This window comes from Photorhabdus sp. RM323S, from assembly GCF_042879375.1.
GTDB lineage: Bacteria > Pseudomonadota > Gammaproteobacteria > Enterobacterales > Enterobacteriaceae > Photorhabdus > Photorhabdus tasmaniensis.
Genome location: NZ_JBHFKZ010000050.1, coordinates 1 through 20,625 on the forward strand (window position 1 = coordinate 1; position 20,625 = coordinate 20,625).

Annotated in this window: 19 protein-coding genes; 9 read left to right on the plus strand and 10 right to left on the minus strand. The window is 44.4% G+C overall.

What is annotated here, in order from left to right; genetic code table 11:
- Positions 1-389: 389 nt before the first annotated feature.
- From accC to ACGF7G_RS17540, 4 genes are all read right to left on the minus strand, one after another.
- On the minus strand, positions 390-1,739 hold the full coding sequence (gene accC, locus ACGF7G_RS17525; RefSeq protein WP_387467165.1) for an acetyl-CoA carboxylase biotin carboxylase subunit: 1,350 nt from the start codon (positions 1,737-1,739) through the stop codon (positions 390-392).
- 12 nt (positions 1,740-1,751) lie between these two features.
- A complete protein-coding gene (gene accB / locus ACGF7G_RS17530) occupies positions 1,752-2,219 on the minus strand; it encodes an acetyl-CoA carboxylase biotin carboxyl carrier protein (protein ID WP_133815593.1) in 468 nt (155 codons plus the stop codon).
- Between the two features lie 29 nt (positions 2,220-2,248).
- Positions 2,249-2,701 (minus strand): type II 3-dehydroquinate dehydratase, encoded by a 453-nt coding sequence (gene aroQ / locus ACGF7G_RS17535; protein ID WP_387467167.1) that lies wholly within the window; start codon positions 2,699-2,701, stop codon positions 2,249-2,251.
- Between the two features lie 208 nt (positions 2,702-2,909).
- On the minus strand, positions 2,910-3,887 hold the full coding sequence (locus tag ACGF7G_RS17540; RefSeq protein ID WP_387467169.1) for an MDR family oxidoreductase: 978 nt from the start codon (positions 3,885-3,887) through the stop codon (positions 2,910-2,912).
- A 644-nt stretch (positions 3,888-4,531) separates the two neighbouring features.
- Between ACGF7G_RS17540 and mreB the strand changes: the two genes are divergently transcribed.
- The 8 genes from mreB to tldD all read left to right on the plus strand — a co-directional run bounded on the left by mreB (position 4,532) and on the right by tldD (position 15,686).
- Complete coding sequence (mreB, locus tag ACGF7G_RS17545; RefSeq protein WP_021323550.1) at positions 4,532-5,575, plus strand: rod shape-determining protein MreB; 1,044 nt, start codon at positions 4,532-4,534, stop codon at positions 5,573-5,575.
- Between the two features lie 110 nt (positions 5,576-5,685).
- Positions 5,686-6,720, plus strand: coding sequence for a rod shape-determining protein MreC (gene mreC / locus ACGF7G_RS17550; RefSeq protein WP_387467172.1), 1,035 nt, complete (start codon positions 5,686-5,688; stop codon positions 6,718-6,720).
- The gene (gene mreD, locus ACGF7G_RS17555; protein ID WP_387467174.1) at positions 6,720-7,208 is read left to right on the plus strand and encodes a rod shape-determining protein MreD; all 489 of its coding nucleotides are present in this window, start codon (positions 6,720-6,722) and stop codon (positions 7,206-7,208) included. Before mreC ends, mreD begins: the two co-directional genes overlap by 1 nt.
- 262 nt (positions 7,209-7,470) lie before the next feature.
- Positions 7,471-8,058: a Maf family protein gene (locus ACGF7G_RS17560; protein ID WP_387467175.1), complete on the plus strand. Its 588-nt coding sequence runs from the start codon at positions 7,471-7,473 to the stop codon at positions 8,056-8,058.
- Complete coding sequence (gene rng, locus ACGF7G_RS17565) at positions 8,055-9,524, plus strand: ribonuclease G (RefSeq protein ID WP_387467177.1); 1,470 nt, start codon at positions 8,055-8,057, stop codon at positions 9,522-9,524. The genes ACGF7G_RS17560 and rng overlap by 4 nt, the downstream gene beginning before the upstream one ends.
- A gap of 49 nt (positions 9,525-9,573) precedes the next feature.
- Positions 9,574-13,380 (plus strand): AsmA2 domain-containing protein YhdP, encoded by a 3,807-nt coding sequence (gene yhdP / locus ACGF7G_RS17570; protein WP_387467179.1) that lies wholly within the window; start codon positions 9,574-9,576, stop codon positions 13,378-13,380.
- The gene (nit1, locus tag ACGF7G_RS17575) at positions 13,377-14,228 is read left to right on the plus strand and encodes a deaminated glutathione amidase (RefSeq protein WP_387467181.1); all 852 of its coding nucleotides are present in this window, start codon (positions 13,377-13,379) and stop codon (positions 14,226-14,228) included. The genes yhdP and nit1 overlap by 4 nt, the downstream gene beginning before the upstream one ends.
- Positions 14,229-14,240: 12 nt before the next feature.
- On the plus strand, positions 14,241-15,686 hold the full coding sequence (gene tldD, locus ACGF7G_RS17580; RefSeq protein WP_387467183.1) for a metalloprotease TldD: 1,446 nt from the start codon (positions 14,241-14,243) through the stop codon (positions 15,684-15,686).
- A 110-nt stretch (positions 15,687-15,796) separates the two neighbouring features.
- On the opposite strand, the gene yjgA is transcribed toward tldD, so the two are convergent.
- The gene (gene yjgA / locus ACGF7G_RS17585; protein ID WP_387467185.1) at positions 15,797-16,336 is read right to left on the minus strand and encodes a ribosome biogenesis factor YjgA; all 540 of its coding nucleotides are present in this window, start codon (positions 16,334-16,336) and stop codon (positions 15,797-15,799) included.
- A gap of 201 nt (positions 16,337-16,537) precedes the next feature.
- On the opposite strand from yjgA, the gene pmbA reads away from it, so the two are divergent.
- Positions 16,538-17,878 carry a metalloprotease PmbA gene (pmbA, locus tag ACGF7G_RS17590; protein ID WP_387467187.1) on the plus strand — a complete coding sequence of 447 codons (1,341 nt, stop codon included), beginning with the start codon at positions 16,538-16,540 and terminating at the stop codon, positions 17,876-17,878.
- Positions 17,879-17,932: 54 nt separating this feature from the next.
- On the opposite strand, the gene rnk is transcribed toward pmbA, so the two are convergent.
- The 5 genes from rnk to hpf form a co-directional block, all read right to left on the minus strand.
- The gene (rnk, locus tag ACGF7G_RS17595) at positions 17,933-18,343 is read right to left on the minus strand and encodes a nucleoside diphosphate kinase regulator (protein WP_021323558.1); all 411 of its coding nucleotides are present in this window, start codon (positions 18,341-18,343) and stop codon (positions 17,933-17,935) included.
- Between the two features lie 186 nt (positions 18,344-18,529).
- A complete protein-coding gene (gene npr, locus ACGF7G_RS17600) occupies positions 18,530-18,802 on the minus strand; it encodes a PTS phosphocarrier protein NPr (protein WP_387467189.1) in 273 nt (90 codons plus the stop codon).
- Positions 18,802-19,653, minus strand: a complete 852-nt coding sequence (gene rapZ, locus ACGF7G_RS17605) for an RNase adapter RapZ (protein ID WP_021323560.1) — start codon at positions 19,651-19,653, stop codon at positions 18,802-18,804. Before rapZ ends, npr begins: the two co-directional genes overlap by 1 nt.
- 77 nt (positions 19,654-19,730) lie before the next feature.
- Positions 19,731-20,198, minus strand: a complete 468-nt coding sequence (gene ptsN, locus ACGF7G_RS17610; protein ID WP_036837490.1) for a PTS IIA-like nitrogen regulatory protein PtsN — start codon at positions 20,196-20,198, stop codon at positions 19,731-19,733.
- 124 nt (positions 20,199-20,322) lie between these two features.
- Positions 20,323-20,610 (minus strand): ribosome hibernation promoting factor, encoded by a 288-nt coding sequence (gene hpf, locus ACGF7G_RS17615; protein WP_015835763.1) that lies wholly within the window; start codon positions 20,608-20,610, stop codon positions 20,323-20,325.
- Positions 20,611-20,625 lie beyond the last annotated feature (15 nt).

Below are 20,625 nucleotides of genomic sequence, written 5' to 3' on the forward strand. Positions count from 1 at the left end.
TTTTCTTTTTCCTTTATTTGATTTTTCAGGTTTAAAACCAGAGGGTAACATATATTACAATGATATTAAAATCAAAGCCTATTTCTTTAATCGTTTTTAATATTGCTAAACGTTTTTATTCTTTTCTCTCTATTAATCCGGTTAATCTAAAAGCTTCCCGGCTTTTTAACGATTATTTTTCATTTTTCGTAAACTTCTTTCAGTCATGCAAAATCTTTTATTTTAATGATTTTTTTTAATGTTATTAATCCTGTTAAATGTTTTGATAAAATCTCATATTCTTCGTTAACACGGTCATTTTGCCACTTGGTTAAAAAGTCGTATTTTATCAGTAAGTTAAAGGGGCGTTTAAACGCCCCTTCAAAGATACTGATGTCATTAAACCGGTTTTAAGTTTCCTGTAATCCCAGTTTTTTCTCCAGATAGTGGATATTGGTGCCACCATTCTGGAAGTTTTCATCATTCATAATTGTCTGTTGAAGCTCGACATTCGTCTTGATGCCATCAATAATCAATTCTGCCAACGCGTTTTTCATGCGGGCAATGGCGTTATCACGATTTTCACCGTAAGTAATCAGCTTACCAATCATTGAATCATAGTAAGGTGGTACGGTGTAGCCAGCATAAATATGCGATTCCCAACGTACACCAAATCCACCTGGCGAGTGGAAGCGGGTAATTTTACCTGGGCTTGGCAGGAACGAATTCGGATCTTCGGCGTTGATACGACACTCAATAGCATGACCACGAATAACAACATCTTTCTGTTTAATTGAAAGTGGCATACCGGCAGCAATCCGCAATTGTTCTTTAATCAGATCAACACCGGTAATCATTTCTGTCACTGGATGTTCGACCTGAATACGGGTGTTCATCTCAATGAAATAGAATTCGCCATTTTCATACAGGAATTCGAAAGTACCGGCACCACGATAGCTAATTTCGATACATGCGTTAGCACAACGTTCACCAATACTGCGACGCATTTCTGGCGTGATACCGGGTGCAGGGGCTTCTTCAACAACTTTCTGGTGACGGCGTTGCATAGAGCAATCACGTTCAGCCAGATAAATGGCTTGACCTTGACCGTCGGCCAATACCTGGATCTCAATATGACGTGGATTCTCAAGGAATTTTTCCATATAAACCATATCGTTATTGAAAGCGGCTTTTGCTTCCGCACGGGTCATATTGATTGATTGTTCCAGATCTTTATCACTGCGGACGACGCGCATACCGCGACCGCCACCGCCACCGGATGCCTTGATGATGACAGGGTAGCCGATGCGTTTAGCAATGGTTTTGTTTTTCTCTGTGTCATCAGACAATGGGCCATCAGAGCCAGGTACACAAGGAACGCCAGCTTTTTTCATCGCATTGATAGCAGAAACCTTATCACCCATCAGGCGGATCGTTTCTGCTTTTGGGCCGATAAAAATAAAGCCAGAACGTTCAACCTGTTCAGCAAAATCTGCATTTTCGGACAGAAAACCGTAGCCAGGGTGAATGGCGACTGCGCCAGCAATTTCTGCTGCAGAAATAATCGCAGGGATATTAAGATAACTTTTTGCAGAAGTTGCCGGGCCAATACAGATTGTTTCGTCTGCCAACAGGACGTGTTTTAAGTCACGATCCGCAGAGGAATGTACCGCAACGGTTTTGATCCCTAACTCTTTACAAGCTCGCAGGATACGCAGGGCAATTTCACCACGGTTAGCAATTACAATTTTATCAAGCATGGGAGCGCCTCGTTATTCGATGACGACCAATGGCTCGTCAAATTCAACGGCGTGACCGTTTTCCACAAGAATCGCTTTAACCACACCGGCTTTGTCGGCTTCGATTTGGTTCATCATTTTCATTGATTCAACGATGCAGAGGGTATCACCTACATTGACACGTTGGCCGATCTCGATAAACGGTTTCGCATCCGGGCTAGGTGTACGATAGAAAGTCCCTACCAGTGGAGAACGAACAATGTGGCCACTGAACGCAGCCGATCTATCACTGATTTCAGGCAGTGCCTGAGAAGGTTCAACCGCGTTAGCCAGTGCAGGTTGTTGTGCCTGGGCGGGAATGTATTGTTGAGCTGCCGGAAAACTCTGGGGGGCTAATGCGCGGCTGATGCGCACTGACTCTTCCCCTTCAGAAATTTCCAGTTCAGAAATGCCAGATTCTTCAACCAGCTCGATCAGTTTTTTTATCTTACGAATATCCATGAGTGTGATTCCGTACTCTTCTGTTTCATTTAGTTGACTTTTGACAAGCGGTTTACCGCTGCCTGTAATGCAAAGCTATAGCCATCCACCCCTAAACCGCAGATTACACCAACAGCAAGATCTGAAAGATATGAGTGATGACGAAATGGCTCGCGCGCGTGAACATTGGAGAGGTGGATCTCAATAAATGGGATCTTCACAGTCAGCAATGCATCACGCAGTGCCACGCTGGTATGCGTGAGTGCAGCAGGGTTAATTAAAATAAAATCAGTATTACCCTGTGCAGAATGAATTCTATTTATCAGCTCAAACTCTGCGTTGGATTGCAGGTGACTGAATTTAGCCCCTGATTGATGGGCTTCTTCAGACAATTTGCTGACGATATCGTCGAGCGTTAAGTTGCCATAGATATCAGGCTCCCGGGTTCCTAACATATTCAGGTTAGGCCCATTAAGGAGTAAAATGTGAAACTTGTCTGCCATTGTGCTGGTATCTCCGGCAATTTGTCAACAATTGCCCAACATAATCCTATATTAACGATTTGTCATCTTTTTAAAACAGCCACAAGTTCATTTCGGCGATAAAGCCCGACATTATAATGATATCGTAGCATTTAGCAGCTAAATACTGGTCTTATCAGAAAAAATGTCAAGAATAAAGCCACTGTACTTTAGAGGCTAGTCACAATTCTTAACGAACTCTTACCAATGTACGTCCTGTAACTTGGTTAGCTATCAATTTATTTGCGTATTCCACGGCTTGGTCCAGTGTTATCTCAGTCGTTGACTGTTGATAAAAAGAAGCGGGTAGCAGTTTTTGCAAGCGTTGCCACACAGCAGATCGTTTGGTGGATGGAACCGTGACAGATTCTACGCCTTGCAGACGTACGTTCCGTAAAATAAATGGCATGACTGTTGTTGGCAGATCTGCACTACCAGCGAGCCCACAGGCTGCAATGGTACCGTTATAGTGAGTTTGGGCCAGTATTGTTGCCAGTACATTACCGCCTACCGTATCAATTGCTCCAGCCCAAAGCTGCTTTTCTAATGGGCGAGGTGGTTGGCTAAATTCATTACGTGGCAGAACTTTTTTTGCCCCAAGGGATAACAAATATTCGTGATTTTCCTGTCTGCCGCTAACGGCAATAACAGAATAGCCAAGTTGTGAAAGGAGCGCTATCGCAGTACTTCCTACACCCCCGCTGGCACCGGTTACAATAACATCACCACTTTCTGGTTTAACGCCGCCTTGTTCCAGCGCGATAACACACAGCATCGCGGTAAAACCGGCAGTACCAAGGATCATTGCTTGCCTGCTATTCAAGCCGGTTGGTAAGGGTGTCAGCCATTCTCCTGAAACTCTGGCTTGTTCTGCCAGGCCACCCCAATGATTTTCGCCTACACCCCAGCCAGTTAATAGTACATGCTGACCGATATGAAAACGAGGATCTTCTGTACTGTGTACAATTCCAGAGAAGTCGATACCCGGTATCATTGGGAATTGGCGGACAATTTTCCCTTTACCTGTGATTGCTAATGCATCTTTATAGTTTAGGGTTGACCAGTGAATATCGACGGTAACGTCTCCCACGGGAAGGTGAGAAGCATCAACTTCTTCTATGGACGCTGATAGTTGATTCTGTTGTTGCTTAAGTAGCAGAGCTTTCATTAGATGGTTCCGTTCTCTGTAAGTCATTTTGTTATTAAATAAGAATAGATAAAAATTGGCAGTTTACATAAAGAATATAAGAAAAAATAAAGTGTTGATGGATTATAAAACAGAATCTGTTCGCATTTTTCCTGTGATGTCAGTGTTAGGTTTCAGTATCAGTATATTGTAAGTTATTTCAGAAAGTTCTGTTTTTTATTATTTTATAGCAGGAAATACTGTATTTTAGCTATAATTTATTACATTATTAACTTGTTCACTACACAGACTGATACTTACAGCTAACTATCGGAAATAGTGAGCAGAAGTGTCGATCGTATGTGAACTTACAGCAATAGATACTGGTCGAAATAGAGATAAGCAGATCGGTTGCGACGGTAACGGTGGCACTGTAACGCTGAATTATGCAAAACCGGGTGGTTCCTGCACTTCGTTATGGAACAATTGGTAAAATTAACCCATTTTTATGCAGTTTTTTTCTGCTCCGTTTGGAAAAAGTAACGTAGAATATTGCCTTGTTGATATGAATAACGTAGCCACTTTTTTATTGAAGCAGGTGCTTATGCGCCTTGTCGCTGCTTCATGTGGTTGGTAGAGTAGACGGGTTTTGTTCCGTCCCCAGCTTGCAGGATTATCCTTTCGCTATGTTTAAAAAATTTCGTGGCATGTTTTCCAACGACTTGTCTATTGACTTGGGTACCGCCAATACCCTTATTTATGTCAAAGGCCAGGGTATTGTATTGAATGAACCTTCTGTCGTCGCAATCCGTCAGGATCGTGCAGGCTCATCGAAAAGTGTTGCTGCCGTTGGGCAGGAAGCAAAGCAAATGCTGGGTCGTACACCGGGTAATATCGCGGCGATTCGTCCGATGAAAGATGGTGTCATTGCCGATTTTTATGTTACAGAGAAAATGCTGCAACATTTTATTAAACAAGTTCATAGCAACAGTTTTATGCGCCCAAGCCCGCGAGTTTTGGTTTGTGTGCCAGTCGGCGCAACTCAGGTTGAACGCCGGGCCATCCGTGAATCTGCGCTCAGTGCCGGAGCCCGCGAAGTGTTTTTGATTGAAGAGCCTATGGCGGCGGCTATCGGTGCCGGCCTGCCTGTTTCTGAAGCAACAGGTTCAATGGTCGTGGATATCGGCGGCGGTACTACAGAAGTCGCGGTTATCTCTCTGAATGGCGTTGTTTATTCATCATCTGTGCGCATTGGTGGTGACCGGTTTGATGAGGCTATTATCAACTATGTCCGCCGTAATTATGGTGCGCTAATTGGTGAAGCAACGGCTGAACGAATTAAACATACTATCGGTTCTGCCTATCCTGGCGATGAAATGCTGGAGATTGAAGTGCGTGGTCGTAATTTGGCGGAAGGCGTACCGCGTGGTTTTACCCTTAACTCCAACGAAATTCTTGAAGCTTTGCAAGAGCCGTTAACGGGTATTGTCAGTGCTGTCATGGTCGCTCTTGAACAGTGCCCGCCAGAGTTGGCTTCTGATATTTCAGAACGTGGTATGATCCTGACCGGTGGTGGTGCACTATTGCGTAATCTTGATCGCTTACTGATAGAGGAAACCGGTATTCCGGTCATTGTTGCGGAGGATCCGTTGACCTGTGTTGCCCGTGGTGGTGGAAAAGCGCTTGAAATGATCGACATGCATGGTGGTGAGCTCTTCAGTGAGGAGTGAGTATTAACTTGCAAGTGAGGAAGGGATGATGAGTAGATCAGACCTCCTTGCTATTGCTGTCTGGGAATTCCATTGTTTATGAAACAGCACAGTTTGGAATAGCGCAGCTTATGAAGCCAATTTTTAGCAGGGGGCCTTCTCTGCAATTACGACTTTTCTTTGCTGTTATTGTTGCCATTACTCTGGTTGTGGCAGACAGCCGCCTTGATGCTCTCAGTAAAGTCCGTAACTATATGGATACAGTGGTCAGCCCATTTTATTTTCTTGCCAATGGCCCGCGTCAAGTACTTGATGGTGTGTCAGAAACGCTTGCCTCCCGTGAACAACTGCAATTGGAAAATCGCGCCTTACGCCAAGAGTTATTGATTAAAAACAGTGAGATGCTGTTGTTAGGGCAACTTAAGCAGGAAAATTCCCGCTTGCGTGAACTGTTAGGATCTCCTTTGCGTCAGGATGAACACATGATGGTGACACAGGTGATTTCCGGTAAGGCTAATCCTTATAGTGATCAGGTGGTCATTGATAAGGGATCAAGAGAAGGCGTTTATGAAGGGCAACCGGTTATCAGTGATAAAGGCATTGTTGGTCAGGTTGTTGCTGTCAGTCAGTTTACCAGCCGGGTATTACTGATTTGTGATACGACCCATGCTTTGCCAATCCAGGTTTTACGTAATGATATCAGGGCTATTGTTGCGGGTGCAGGCTGTGCTGATGATTTGCAATTTGAGTCATTACCAAGTAATACCGATATTCGGGTTGGGGATGTGCTGGTCACTTCTGGGTTAGGTGGGCGTTTTCCGGAAGGGTATCCGGTAGCGGTGGTATCGTCGGTTAAAGTCGATAATCAGCGGGCCTATACGGTGATTCAGGCTCGGCCAACCGCAGAATTACAGCGTTTGCGTTATTTGCTGTTATTGTGGGGGGCAGATAATAACCCATCCGAACCATTGCCTCCATCAGAAGTTTATCGTGTAGCTAATGAGCGCTTAATGCAGATGATGCCTCAGGTATTGCCACATGCAAATGAAATTGGGCCGCCAGCGCCGTCTTCTGTTTCTAATGAAATAACCAAAACGACAGGAAGGGTGGAAAATTCTGAACCAGTAGTAACGTCTGCTAAATTTATAAATGCGGGAAATCGTTAATGAATCAATACCGGAGTCATGGGCGTTGGATCATTTGGTTATCTTTCTTGATTGCAATGGTGCTGCAAATTATGCCGTGGCCGGAGCAAATTTATATGTACCGGCCTACTTGGTCAGCACTATTACTCATTTACTGGGTGATGGCATTACCTCATAGAGTCAGTGTTGGTACGGGCTTTTTATTGGGAATGATCATAGACCTGATTCAGGGGGCAACACTGGGTGTTAACGCCTTGGCTTATAGCCTTGTTAGCTATTTGGTGTCATTTAAGTTTCAATTATTCCGTAATATGGCACTTTGGCAGCAGGCTTTGGTCGTTGTTGCTTTATCGGTGCTGATGGATCTCAGTGTTTTTTGGGCAGAGTTTTTGTTATCAAATGTTGCTTTTCATCCAGAAATATTCTGGAACAGTTTGGTCAACGGTATTCTTTGGCCGTGGTTATTCCTATTAATGCGAAAAATCCGTCGTCAATTTAATGTGCATTAGTGGTCGGATCGCGGTTTTTGATGTCTTGGCAAAGAGCTTATTCCGGTAGACGTTATTGATGCAGGCCATTCTCACCAATAGATCGTGGATACGGGCAGAGTACATAATCCGGACGGATATAGAGCACGTGAGGATAACTCGTTTTGCTCACCCTTCGGGTCGCACTAAAGTGCGTTCAAAAGCGATTGCTTTTGTTTGAGTTCTTTATTGTAAAGAACGGTTAAAAAGCCCTAATGAGATAAGTAGTAAGGACAATATCATCATGAAAACCCTTTATCTGGCTTCCGGTTCACCGAGGCGGCGTGAGTTGGTTGAATTATTGGACTTTAAATTTGAAATTCTTTCTCCTCAGGTAAAGGAGCAATGGCAAGAGGGTGAAACTCCGCGTCAATATGTCAGCCGATTAGCAAAAGATAAATCTCTGGCGGGGGTTGTTATTGCGCCAGAGGATTTTCCCGTGTTGGGAGCGGATACTATTGTTATATTGAATGATAAGATTTTGGAAAAACCTCGTAGTGAACAACATGCCGTTGAAATGCTCAGTGCACTTTCCGGTCAGTGTCATCAGGTAATTACAGCTATTGCTTTATCAGATAGTCAGAGTACTTTAAGTGATATAGTCGTTACAGATGTGACCTTTCGCCAATTATCCACGCAGGAAATTTTGGATTATGTAGCGACTGGTGAGCCAATGGATAAAGCGGGTGCTTATGGTATTCAGGGAAAAGCAGGTTGCTTTGTCAAAACGCTGAAGGGTAGTTATCACTCAGTCGTTGGTTTGCCATTAGTGGAAACGCATGAATTAATCACAAAGTTTTTCGCGTTGGTTGATGGAAAGAGGAACACATGACAGCAGAGTTATTAGTCAATATAACACCATCAGAAACGCGCGTTGCCTACATTGATGGTGGGATTTTGCAGGAAATCCATGTCGAAAGGGAAGCCAAAAGGGGCATTGTCGGCAATATTTACAAAGGTCGTGTAAGCCGGGTGTTACCCGGGATGCAGGCGGCCTTTGTTGATATTGGGCTGGAAAAAGCGGCTTTTCTTCACGCTTCAGACATTATGCCCCACACGGAATGTATTGCCGGCGAAGAACGCAAGAACTTCCATATCAGAGATATTGCTGAATTGGTTCGCCAGGGGCAGGATTTGATGGTTCAGGTAGTGAAAGATCCACTTGGCACCAAAGGAGCCCGGTTAACTACGGATATTACCTTCCCTTCCCGCTATCTGGTATTTATGCCCGGCGCTTCTCATGTTGGGGTTTCACAACGTATCGAAAGTGAAGAAGAGCGTAATCGCCTGAAAAATATTGTTGCTGACTATTGTGATGAGCATGGTGGTTTCATTATCAGAACTGCTGCCGAGGGAGTTGGCGACGAAGAGTTAGCTCAGGATGCGGCTTTCTTGAAACGATTGTGGAGTAAGGTGATAGAGCGTAAAAAGCGTAATATCACTAAAAATAAACTTTATGGCGAATTGGCTCTGGCCCATCGTATTTTGCGCGATTTCGCCGGAGCAGCCCTTGATCGTATTCGTGTGGATTCTCGTCTGACGTTTAATCAGTTACAGGAATTTATTAGTGAATATATTCCTAAAATGACAGCCAGATTGGAACTTTATAGTGGTAATCAACCTATTTTCGATCTGTTTGATGTAGAAAATGAGATCCAACGGGCACTCGATCGTAAAGTTGAATTGAAATCAGGTGGTTATCTGATTATTGACCAAACAGAAGCGATGACCACAATTGATATTAATACTGGCGCATTTGTCGGGCACCGTAATCTGGAAGAAACTATCTTTAATACTAATATTGAAGCGACGCAGGCTATTGCCAGGCAATTAAGGCTGCGTAATTTGGGTGGTATTATCATTATTGATTTTATCGATATGAATAGTGAAGATCATCGCCGACGGGTATTAGCTTCTCTTGAACAGGCTCTGAGTAAAGATCGTGTTAAAACAACGATTAATGGTTTTTCACAACTCGGGCTGGTGGAAATGACGCGTAAGCGGACCCGTGAAAGTATTGAGCATATACTCTGCGACGACTGTCCTACCTGCCATGGAAGGGGGACGGTAAAATCTGTTGAAACTGTCTGTTATGAAATTATGCGTGAAATTGTGCGTGTTCACCGGGCAGTTGATGCAGATCGCTTCCTTATTTATGCTTCACCGGCAGTGGTTGAAGCGCTGAAAGGAGAAGAATCTCATGCACTGGCAGAAGTGGAAATTTTTGTTGGTAAGCAGGTAAAAGTTCAGACAGAACAGCTCTACAGTCAGGAGCAGTTTGACGTAGTTATGATGTAATTGTCTGGTTTGCTGGCATATAACAGCGTTGGCAACCAAGGAGATGTGTGTGAGGCGACTGCCGGGAGTATTATTAGCGACAGCCGCAATAGTCATTATTATTATGGCTTTGCTTGTTAGTGGGTTACGTTTTCTGCTGCCGCATATTAATGGTTATCGTCCGCAATTGCTCGCTACAGTTGAGTCAATTGTCGGTGTACCTGTTGATGTTGGATATATTGCAGGAAAATGGGAATCTTTTGGGCCTGTTCTTGAATTACGTGATATCGATGTGAAAACGGCCAGTGCAGATGTGAAGGCAAAAAAAATCACGGTGGCATTGGATATCTGGTTATCTTTGTTGAGAATGCGCTGGAATTTTCGCGATCTGACTTTTTATCAATTACAGGTGGATTACTATCAACCGTTGCTTGATGATCAACGCGGTAATATGTTTTCCCAATCAGATACGTTTTCTAATCTGTTTCTCGAACAATTTGATCATTTTAATCTGCAAGATAGCCGCATTACTTTTCTTACCCCCTCCGGTGAACGGGCTGATCTGCTATTACCACAATTAACCTGGCTGAATAAAAATAACCGCCACCGTGCTCAAGGGGAAATTAGCCTTTCTTCTATTAATAATCAGCATGGAAATGTACAGGTTAAATTTGATTTACGTGACACTCATGGCGTATTGGATAACGGTACTATTTATTTACAGGCCGATAATGTTGATATGCATCCGTGGTTGAGCCATTGGTTGCAGGATAATACAGGGCTGAAAGATGCCGAATTTAGTTTATCTAGCTGGATTACGCTCAAAAATGGGCGAATTGATGGTGGTCAACTGCAATTACGGCAGGGAGAAGCTAACTGGAAAGTTGCTGACAAATTTCACCGTCTTTCTGTCAGTGATCTGGTGTTACGGATGCGCCGCCAGGATGATGGTTGGTTGTTTGATGCACCTGAATTGGCAAGCCTGGCTACTGACGGTCAGCAATGGCCATCAGGCAAGGCATCTGTGCTCTATTTGCCAGAAACCAAGAAGTACGATGGTAAAGATCATTGGCGTATCCGGGCAGAAAATATTCAACTTGAACGGTTGAGCAACATTTTACCCACTTTCTCTTTTTTGACCCCTGATGTTGTCAGAGATTGGGAACGTCGCCAGCCGCAAGGATTGGTAAATCATCTCGCTCTCGATATAACACCGGAAATTGCAGATGATTTCCAAATGAGTATGCAATGGCAGGATGTGAGTTGGCAGCGCTGGCAGGGGCTGCCTTCTATTGATAATTTCTCTGGTTCTCTCAACGGTAGCTTGCAGCAAGGCGAACTTAACTTTGCTTTGAAAGATAGCGTAGCTGATTATCGCGATGTGTTTCTGGCGCCGTTTGAGATATCCCAAAGTCATGGAGAAATATTCTGGCAGCAGGATAAGCGAGGTTTACAGCTTTGGAGTCAGGGGTTGGATTTGCAGGCGAAATCATTGTGGGTCAGTGGTGATTTTCGTTATCAACAACCAAAAGAGCAGCCTCCGGCGCTGAGTATTCTGGCGGGAGTACGGGTTTATGATGCGGGTGATGCCTGGAGATATTTTCCTGAGCCTTTGATGGGGACATCTCTGACTGACTATCTGACCGCTTCAATTATTAAAGGGCAAATAGAAAACGCAACTTTTGTTTTTCAAGGTAATCCCAAAGGTTTCCCATTTGTAAAGAATGATGGTCAGTTTCAGGTTTTTGCTCCCCTGCGTCATGCTACTTTCCAATATCAACCAAATTGGCCTGCGCTGCTGGATCTTAATATTGATCTTAATTTCCATAATAACGGTTTGTGGATGCTGGCTGCGCAAACTGCGCTTGGTAAAGTGAAAGCCAATAATGTTTCAGCGGTAATTTCTGATTATAGTAGAAAGAAATTGTTAATCGATGCCGATATTCTGGGGGATGGTAAAGATATTCATGAATATTTTACCCGTAGCCCGTTAGCGGATTCTGTTGGTGAAACGCTTAATACATTACAGATTGGTGGTCAGGTTGCGGGTAATTTGCATTTGGATATTCCACTCAATGGTGGCAATGTGAATGCCAGTGGTGAGGTCACTTTAAAAGATAACCATTTGTTGATTAAGCCGCTGGGCAGTGAAATGAAAAATGTCAGTGGCCGGTTCCGCTTTGATAATGGTAATTTACAAAGTGACAAATTATCAGTGCAATGGTTTGGACAGCCTGTTATTGTTGATTTTTCTACCGGGAACTTATCAAAAAATTATCGGGTAAATGTTGGTCTGAATGCCCATTGGGCTGCGGCAAAATTACCTGAACTACCACCATCAGTCGCTAAAACGCTTTCTGGTTCCGTTGACTGGGTAGGGAAAGTAGGCGTTAGTTTACCGTTTCAGGGTAAGGCCCAATATGATGTGAAAATCGATGCTGATTTGTCACAAGTAGATAGCTATTTATCTGTCTTGAGAGCAGATGAACTGCGTAAACTGAAAGTGCTTCATATTCTGGCTGATGGTGATATGGCTCAGCTGCGGGTAAAAGGGACGTTAGGTAAGCAGTATGCGTTTAATACTCAATGGAGTTTGGCAGAGAAAAGTACTCAACTGTCACGGGGAATTTTACAAAGTAACAGTGACAAAATTCCTGACTTACCTGAAAAATCGTTATTGGCATTGAATCTTCCGGCAATTGAGGGTGAAGAGTGGTTAGGGCTAATTGCGCCTCTGACTTCAAGTTCTTCATTTGCAGGAAGGGCAATATTGCCACAACATCTGCGTGTGTCGCTTCCGTCATTGGATGTGGGGGGACAGCGTTGGAATCAGTTATCGTTAGATATAGAACAACAGCCCTGGGGAACACAGGTTAGTGCTGATGGTCAGGAAATCAACGGTAAGCTTAATATGCGTAATAGTGGCCCGTGGCAGCTGAATTTGAGTCATCTTTACTATAACCCTCTGCAATATAGCCCTCAGCAACCTGAATCAGATTTATCTAAGCAATCTCAAACAGGTACAACTCAGCGTTATTCGCTGAACCAATGGCCTTCATTAGATATTGTCTGCTCTGAGTGTTGGATTATGGGGTTGAAACTTGGGAAAGTGTCTGGTTCCCTGATACCCGAAGGTAATTCGCTTGTATTAAGAGATGGAATGGTGGAAAACAGCGCCAGTAAACTGAATTTGGCCGGTCGTTGGCAAGAAAGTGCTGTAGGGAGTAATACTCATCTTATGGGGCAATTCTCCGGTGAAAAATTTGATGAGATGGCATCTTACCTTGGTATCGTCGTGCCGATTGTGAAGTCACCGTTTACTTTCCGTTTTGATTTTAACTGGCGGGATACACCGTGGAAACCCGATTTACAGACACTGAATGGCCATCTTAAAAGCGATTTAGGTAAAGGTGCTATTGAGAAACTGGGAGGGGGAAGTGCCGGTCAGTTACTAAAATTGGTCAGTTTTGATGCTTTGTTGCGTAAATTGCAGCTCGATTTTAGTGATACTTTTAGCCAGGATTTTGAATTTGATTCAATCCGTGGTGATATTTCAGTAAATAATGGGATACTCAAGACTAAAAGTTTACGGATCGATGGACTGATTGCTGATGTGATAACGAAAGGAGAGATTGATCTTGTTCGCCAACAGATCAATATAGAAGCCATCGTCACGCCAGAAATTTCTGCTACTGTCGGTGTGGCAACGGCTTTTGTTATCAATCCGGTAGCCGGTGCTGCATTATTCGCAGCAACTAAGGTTTTGGGGCCGTTATGGCATAAGATATCGGTTATTCGTTACCGGATTACCGGTAATCTTGAACAACCGAAAATTGATGAAGTCCTGCGTCAGCTTAAGGAGAATAGAGGAACATGAGAAACGTCAATGTTGCACTCTTGCAGTTATGTAGCGGTGAGAATATCAAACATAATTTGGCGCAAATTGAACAACAAATTAAGCCGTTGCCGGATACTATTAAGCTTGTGATGACCCCGGAAAACGCATTGTTGTTTGCGAATGCTGCCAGCTATCGTCATCATGCAGAACAGCAAGGAAAAGGGCCTTTGCAGCAGGCCGTCAGTGAGATTGCACGTCGTTATGGTGTCTGGTTATTGATCGGTTCTATGCCGCTTATCAGTCGTGAAAATCCTGAACGGATCACCAGTAGCAGTCTGTTGTTTGATGATCAGGGTGAAATCCGTGCTCGTTACGACAAAATCCACATGTTTGACGTCAATATTGATGATGAACATGGATCATATAACGAATCGTCTGTTTTCCAGCGCGGAGAACGTATTACTGTCGTGGATACACCTGTTGGTCGTCTTGGTATGACCATATGCTATGATCTGCGTTTCCCCGGGTTGTTTCAGGCTTTGCGTGAGCAAGGTGCTGAGTTGATATCTGTTCCTGCCGCATTTACCCGTTTAACAGGAAGAGCACATTGGGAGCCATTGTTACGGGCCCGCGCTATTGAAAACCAGTGTATTCTGTTGGCACCTGCTCAGGTTGGTGTCCACGGAACCCGTCAGACATGGGGTCACTCAATGGTGGTAGACGGCTGGGGGAAAGTAATTAAGAAAAACCCAGATGCAGTCAGTGCATTACAACTGAATGTCAGGGTGGATAGCCTGAAGATTATGCGTGAGCAGATGAAAGTGGTGAAACATAACCGCTTCCGGCCGCAATTGACTTCCCTGATTGAAAAGAATACAGCAAATTAAAGAGTATCAATTATGAGTTTAACTTCTGTCAGTGAGCATTTACTGGTTGCAAATAAATTAAGCCATCAAGATCTGTTTTCAGTACTTGGTCAACTGGCTGAACGTCGGCTGGATTATGCCGATCTCTATTTTCAGTCCAGCTATCATGAATCTTGGGTGCTGGAAGATCGGATTATTAAGGATGGTTCCTATAATATTGATCAGGGTGTTGGCGTTAGGGCCATCAGTGGTGAGAAAACGGGGTTTGCTTATGCAGACCAGATCACATTGAATGCGTTGCAACAAAGCGCACAAGCTGCCCGTAGCATCGTCCATGAAAAAGGGAGTGGCAAAGTCCATACTCTTGGAGAAGTGGCCTACTCTCGGCTTTATGCGGCAATTGATCCGTTGCAAAGTTTTTCCCGTGAAGAAAAGATTGCGTTATTGCATCGTGTGGATCAGGTCGCTCGTGCTGAAGATCCAAGAGTGCAAGAAGTCAATGCCAGCCTGACAGGGGTCTACGAGCGGGTATTGGTTGCAGCAACTGATGGCACCTTGGCTGCCGATATTCGTCCGCTGGTGCGCTTATCTGTTTCTGTATTGGTGGAAGATAACGGTAAACGTGAACACGGTACTAGCGGTGGTGGTGGTCGTTACGGTTATGAATATTTTCTGGACATGATGAATGGTCAGATCCGCGCAGAACAATTTGCGCGTGAGGCTGTTCGTATGGCGCTGGTGAACCTTTCCGCTGTTGCCGCACCGGCGGGTACGATGCCGGTTGTTCTGGGGGCTGGCTGGCCGGGAGTACTACTGCATGAAGCTGTTGGTCATGGGCTGGAAGGCGATTTTAACCGCCGTGGTACCTCCGTATTCTCGGGGCAGATTGGTGAGAAAGTTGCTTCTGAACTTTGTACGGTGGTTGACGATGGCACGATAAAAGGTCGTCGTGGCTCATTGGCAATTGATGATGAAGGTGTTCCTGGGCAATACAATGTATTGATTGAGAATGGCATTCTTAAAGGTTACATGCAGGACAAAATGAATGCACGTTTGATGGGGGTTGCGCCGACGGGCAATGGCCGCCGTGAATCGTATGCCCATCTGCCTATGCCTCGTATGACTAACACCTATTTACTGGCGGGTCATTCCACACCGGAAGAGATCATCGGTAGTGTAGAAAATGGTTTATATGCGCCAAATTTTGGTGGCGGCCAAGTGGATATTACTTCCGGTAAATTCGTGTTCTCGACATCTGAAGCTTATCTGATTGAGAACGGCAAGATTACCAAGCCAGTGAAAGGTGCGACCCTTATCGGTTCCGGTATTGAGGCGATGAAGCAGATCTCTATGGTAGGAAACGATCTTGAACTGGATAAAGGTGTTGGGGTTTGTGGCAAAGAGGGCCAGAGCGTACCTGTTGGTGTTGGTCAGCCTACTTTGAAGCTGAACAACTTGACCGTTGGAGGAACTGCCTGATTTTTGGCTGATTAATACTCTTGTTTGAAGACGCAGAAGAGGAACTGGAAGGGGAACTTGGCGTCAATATTTTCCCCTAACAGAATTAGCGTCTTGTATGTTTTAGGTAGTTAGGCTGATTCAGCCATATCTTTAAGATACTGGAAAATCTGACGATAAGATTTAGGTGGCTTATTCGCCGCCTTTTCTTTTTTAGCATTGCGGATCAGCGTGCGTAATTGCTGGCGATCGGTTTGTGGGAATAATTCCACAACTTCATCAATAACATCATCATTGCCATCAATCAATTTATCACGTAATTCTTCCAACTTATGGAACAGAACGATTTGCTGATTGTGACGATTTTTCAGTTTATCGAGTGCAATGGTAATTGGTTCGACATCCCGGGCACGCAGCATTTTACCAATTAATTGTAATTGGCGACGGCGCCCTTCTCTTTTTATCTTCTGTGCAAGTTCAATGGCTGCCAGTAGATCTTCATCCAACGGAATGCGTTCAAGCGCATTTTTGCTGAGATCAACCAATTCTGCACCCAGCTTTTTCAATGCCTCGGCATCACGTTTAATTTCGCTTTTACTGACCCAAATTATTTCTTCTTCTTCCTCTTCAGCAGGATAATCATTGAGCCAATCTTCAGGCTGCTTTGCCATGGTGGTTTTCCTTTTAAAAAGGCCGGATCTGGCAGGTTGATTTTTGGAGCATGACCTGTAGCCCGGTGGGTGTTAACATCCTAATATTGGGTATTGTAACTGGGAAAAACACCTGATTACCACTCGGCATTGACTGTGTGGATAAAATGGTTCTGTTTTCCTGACAGATTTTCCCTTTATTCATCAAATTACGGGTAATTAATGAAAATCACTGATCAAATCGCGGAACAACGCAAACAACTGGAAAATGCAGTTTCACAGGCATTAGAACTGGCAACAGCGGGTTGTGATGCTGCGGAAGTTGCTGTTAATAAAACAACGGGTATTGGTGTCAGTACCCGCTTTGGTGAAATAGAAAATGTAGAATTTAATAGTGATGGTGCGCTAGGGATCACTGTATATCATCAGCAACGTAAAGGCAGTGCATCATCAACAGATTTAAGTTCGGATGCTATTGCCCGTACTGTTCAGGCTGCGATTGATATTGCCCGTTATACTTCTCAGGATCCCTGTGCTGGTCCGGCGGATAAAGAGTTACTGGCGTTTGATGCGCCAGATCTTGATTTGTTCCACCCAACAGAATTGGATACTGATAAAGCAATTGAACTGGCTGCCCGCGCGGAACAAACAGCATTACAGGTAGATAAACGTATTACCAATACTGAGGGCGGTAGTTTTAATAGCCATTATGGTATCCGGGTGTTTGGCAACAGTCACGGTATGTTGCAAAGCTATTGCTCTAGCCGTCATTCGATGTCGAGTTGTGTGATTGCTGAATTTAATGGCGATATGGAACGGGATTATGCGTATACCATTAGTCGTCGTATTGAAGATTTAAAATCGTCGGAGTGGGTTGGGCATGAGTGTGCTCGCCGTGTGTTATCCCGTTTATCTCCACGTAAATTACCGACTATGAGAGCACCTGTGCTGTTTGCTGCGGAAGTTGCAACGGGTCTTTTCGGTCATTTGGTTGGTGCTATTAGTGGTAGCAGTATTTACCGTAAGTCCTCTTTCCTGCTTGATCATCTGGGCAAACAAATCTTGCCATCATGGCTGACGATTGAAGAGCGTCCACATTTGTTGGCAGGGCTGGCATCTTCTCCATTTGATAGCGAAGGTGTGTGCACTAGTGACAGGGATATTATTAAAGATGGTGTATTACAGACCTGGCTTTTGACAAATTATTCTGCCCGTAAATTGGGAATGGCAAGTACAGGCCATGCTGGTGGGATCCATAACTGGTGCATTGCAGGGCAAGGTGAGGATTTTGCTGGTTTACTGCGTCAGATGGGAACGGGATTAGTGGTTACTGAACTGATGGGACAGGGAGTCAGTGCAATAACCGGTGACTATTCCCGTGGTGCCGCCGGTTTTTGGGTAGAAAATGGTGAGATTCAGTATCCTGTCAGTGAGATTACTATTGCGGGTAATCTGAAAGATATGTGGGCCAATATGGTCACTATTGGGAATGATATTGAAACTCGCAGTAATATCCAATGTGGTTCAGTATTACTGCCGGAAATGAGTATCGCTGGTCAATAAGGGATACTCAGATTCGGTTACCGTGGCCAGCCCTGTTGAAATGGGCTGGCTGAATTAACGGTGAAGCTCACCGGCAGCTTCTGGTTGGTAAAGTAATTCTAATACTTTGACCCGGGTTTCTTCGCCGTTTGGCAATTTCCAACTGATTTCGTCGCCAATACGAAGGCCCAATAATGCTGCTCCCAGAGGCGCCATAACAGAAAGCTGGTCTGAACTGTCTTGCAGTGACGCAGGGTAAACCAGAGTGCGCACCCGCTCTTCACTGCTTGTCAGATCAAGGAAGCGAACCCGGCTATTCATAGTCACAACATCTGATGGAATTTCTGCTGGAGGTACAATCTCTGCACGATCCAGCTCCTCATTCAAAGCGTCAGCGATACTAGTATCTGCAAACGCTGGCTGTTCCAACAGGGAATCTAAACGTTCTGCGTCTAATTCGTTGATGATAATTGCTGGTTTAGTCATACCACACTCCAAATGGAATCCAACACAAAATAACACCCCGCACCGTGAGGAGGGGGGTGTTATTTAAAATGATTAACCTGATAGTAGGCTGTTCTTACTGGAAAAGAAAGAGATCATGATCACGAACTGTTTTGTGTTGCTAATGAAAGCAGTTAAGAACATGATAAGCCAGAGAGGAGGGGGAGGTTATTCTTCGTCAAATCCTGCATCAAATAGATTAATAATAGCGGCAAGAGCCTGTGCTTCATCTGGGCCACTGACTTCAACTTCAATATAGCTGCCTTTTTCCGAATCCAGCATCAGCATGGCAATCACGCTGCTGGCTTCAGCTTCAACATGGCTATCATTGCGCAAGACAACATGAGATTCAAAGAGCTGTACCAGATCATACAGCTTCATTGCTGGCCGGGCGTGCATTCCCAGCCGGTTTTTGATTTTAAGTTTCTGCTTGACAGTCATTATTTCCGCTTTTCAAGAGTACGGTGGCGTGACTGTACGTTTTTTCCACGGGAGCGGAAATAGTCAGCCAGCTGCTCTGCCACATAAACAGAACGGTGTTTACCGCCGGTGCAGCCAATAGCCACGGTCAGATAACTGCGGTTATTGGTTTCAAGCATGGGCAGCCAAAGTTCAAGATAACTGCGGGTCTGATAGATGAAGTTATGCACTTCTGTATGGCGGTCGAGAAAAGCGGCTACGGGACGATCAAGACCCGTCATTGGCCGCAGCTTTGGGTCCCAGTGTGGGTTTGGCAGGAAACGTACATCAAAAACATAGTCGGCATCAATTGGAATGCCATGTTTGAAGCCGAAAGATTCAAAGACCATTGTCAGCTCACGTTCCCGTTTGCCCAGCAGACGGGTCCTTAGCATCTCAGCCAGTTCATGGACTGACATTTCGGAAGTGTCGATAATCAGATCAGCTCTTGAACGAAGTGGCTCCAGCAGATCGCTTTCTTGATCAATCGCGCTTTCCAGAGAAAGGTTTTTGCTTGATAGTGGATGCAGACGGCGGGTATCGCTATAACGGCGGATTAGTGTATTACGGTCAGCATCAAGAAACAGTAATTGCGGTGAGAAACTGGCTGGTAGTTTAGTCAGGGCTTCTTCGAAAACTTCGGGGGATTCCGGCATGTTTCTTACATCAATACTGACAGCAGCGGAAATATCTCGGTCAGCCAGCGTATTGGCTAATTCCGGCAGCAACACTACCGGCAAGTTGTCTACACAATAAAAACCCATATCTTCCAGTGCGCGCAAGGCAACGGATTTACCCGAACCGGAACGGCCACTGACTATCATCAGCACCATGAGACGACTCCCCTTAATTTCTCAGTGGTTATTATTATGAGCCACTGTTATCTGTTGCTCTCCATTCATTGCAACAGCTATTCAGTGATAATTGCATAAAGTTCTTCATCACTTTGTGCCGATCTTAAACGACGGCAGAGATTTTTGTCTGCAAGGCGTTTGGCAATTAATGACAATGTGTGTAAGTGTGTCTGGCATTGATCGTTTGGAACCAGTAAAGCAAACAGCAAATCGACTGGTTGATTATCAATGGCATCGAAAGCAATGGGTTGTTCCAGATTGAGGAAAACGCCAACAGCTTGATCTGAGCTTTCTTCATCCAGCTTACCGTGAGGGATAGCAATACCACTGCCAATTCCAGTAGTGCCTACTTTTTCTCGGGTCAATATTGCTTCGAATACGATATTCTCGGGTAATTTAAGCCGTTTAGATGCCAGCTCACTGATAATCTCTAAAGCCCGTTTTTTGCTCGAACAATGTACATTATTACGTGTACACTCAAGGGAAAGTACAGAGCTTAGTAGTAAATCTGCTTGGTTATTCATTCTTCTATTCGCTTAGGTGCTTAATTGATACCGGATGTCATAGGTTAGCTGTGGCATCCGGTATTTGTGCACTGTTTTACAGCAAAACTCCGCTGTTTTTACTACAGCCATTGTTAAATAACTGTTAATGTTGTCTCAGTTTATCTTTATGTTTGGTTAACTGACGAGCCAGTTTATCGACCAGTCCATCAATTGCTGCATACATATCTTCATGTTCTGAGGATGCGTGCAACTCGCCTCCGTTAATATGTACCGTGGCTTCGGCGATTTGTTGTACCTTTTCCACACGGAGGATTACCTGAGTCAGGTTGATCCTATCGAAATATTGATCCAGCTTGCTGCATTTTGCAGTGATAATGTCGCGTAATGCATCAGTAATTTCAATATTGTGGCCAGTTATTTTGAGTTGCATATTGTCTTCCTTCTC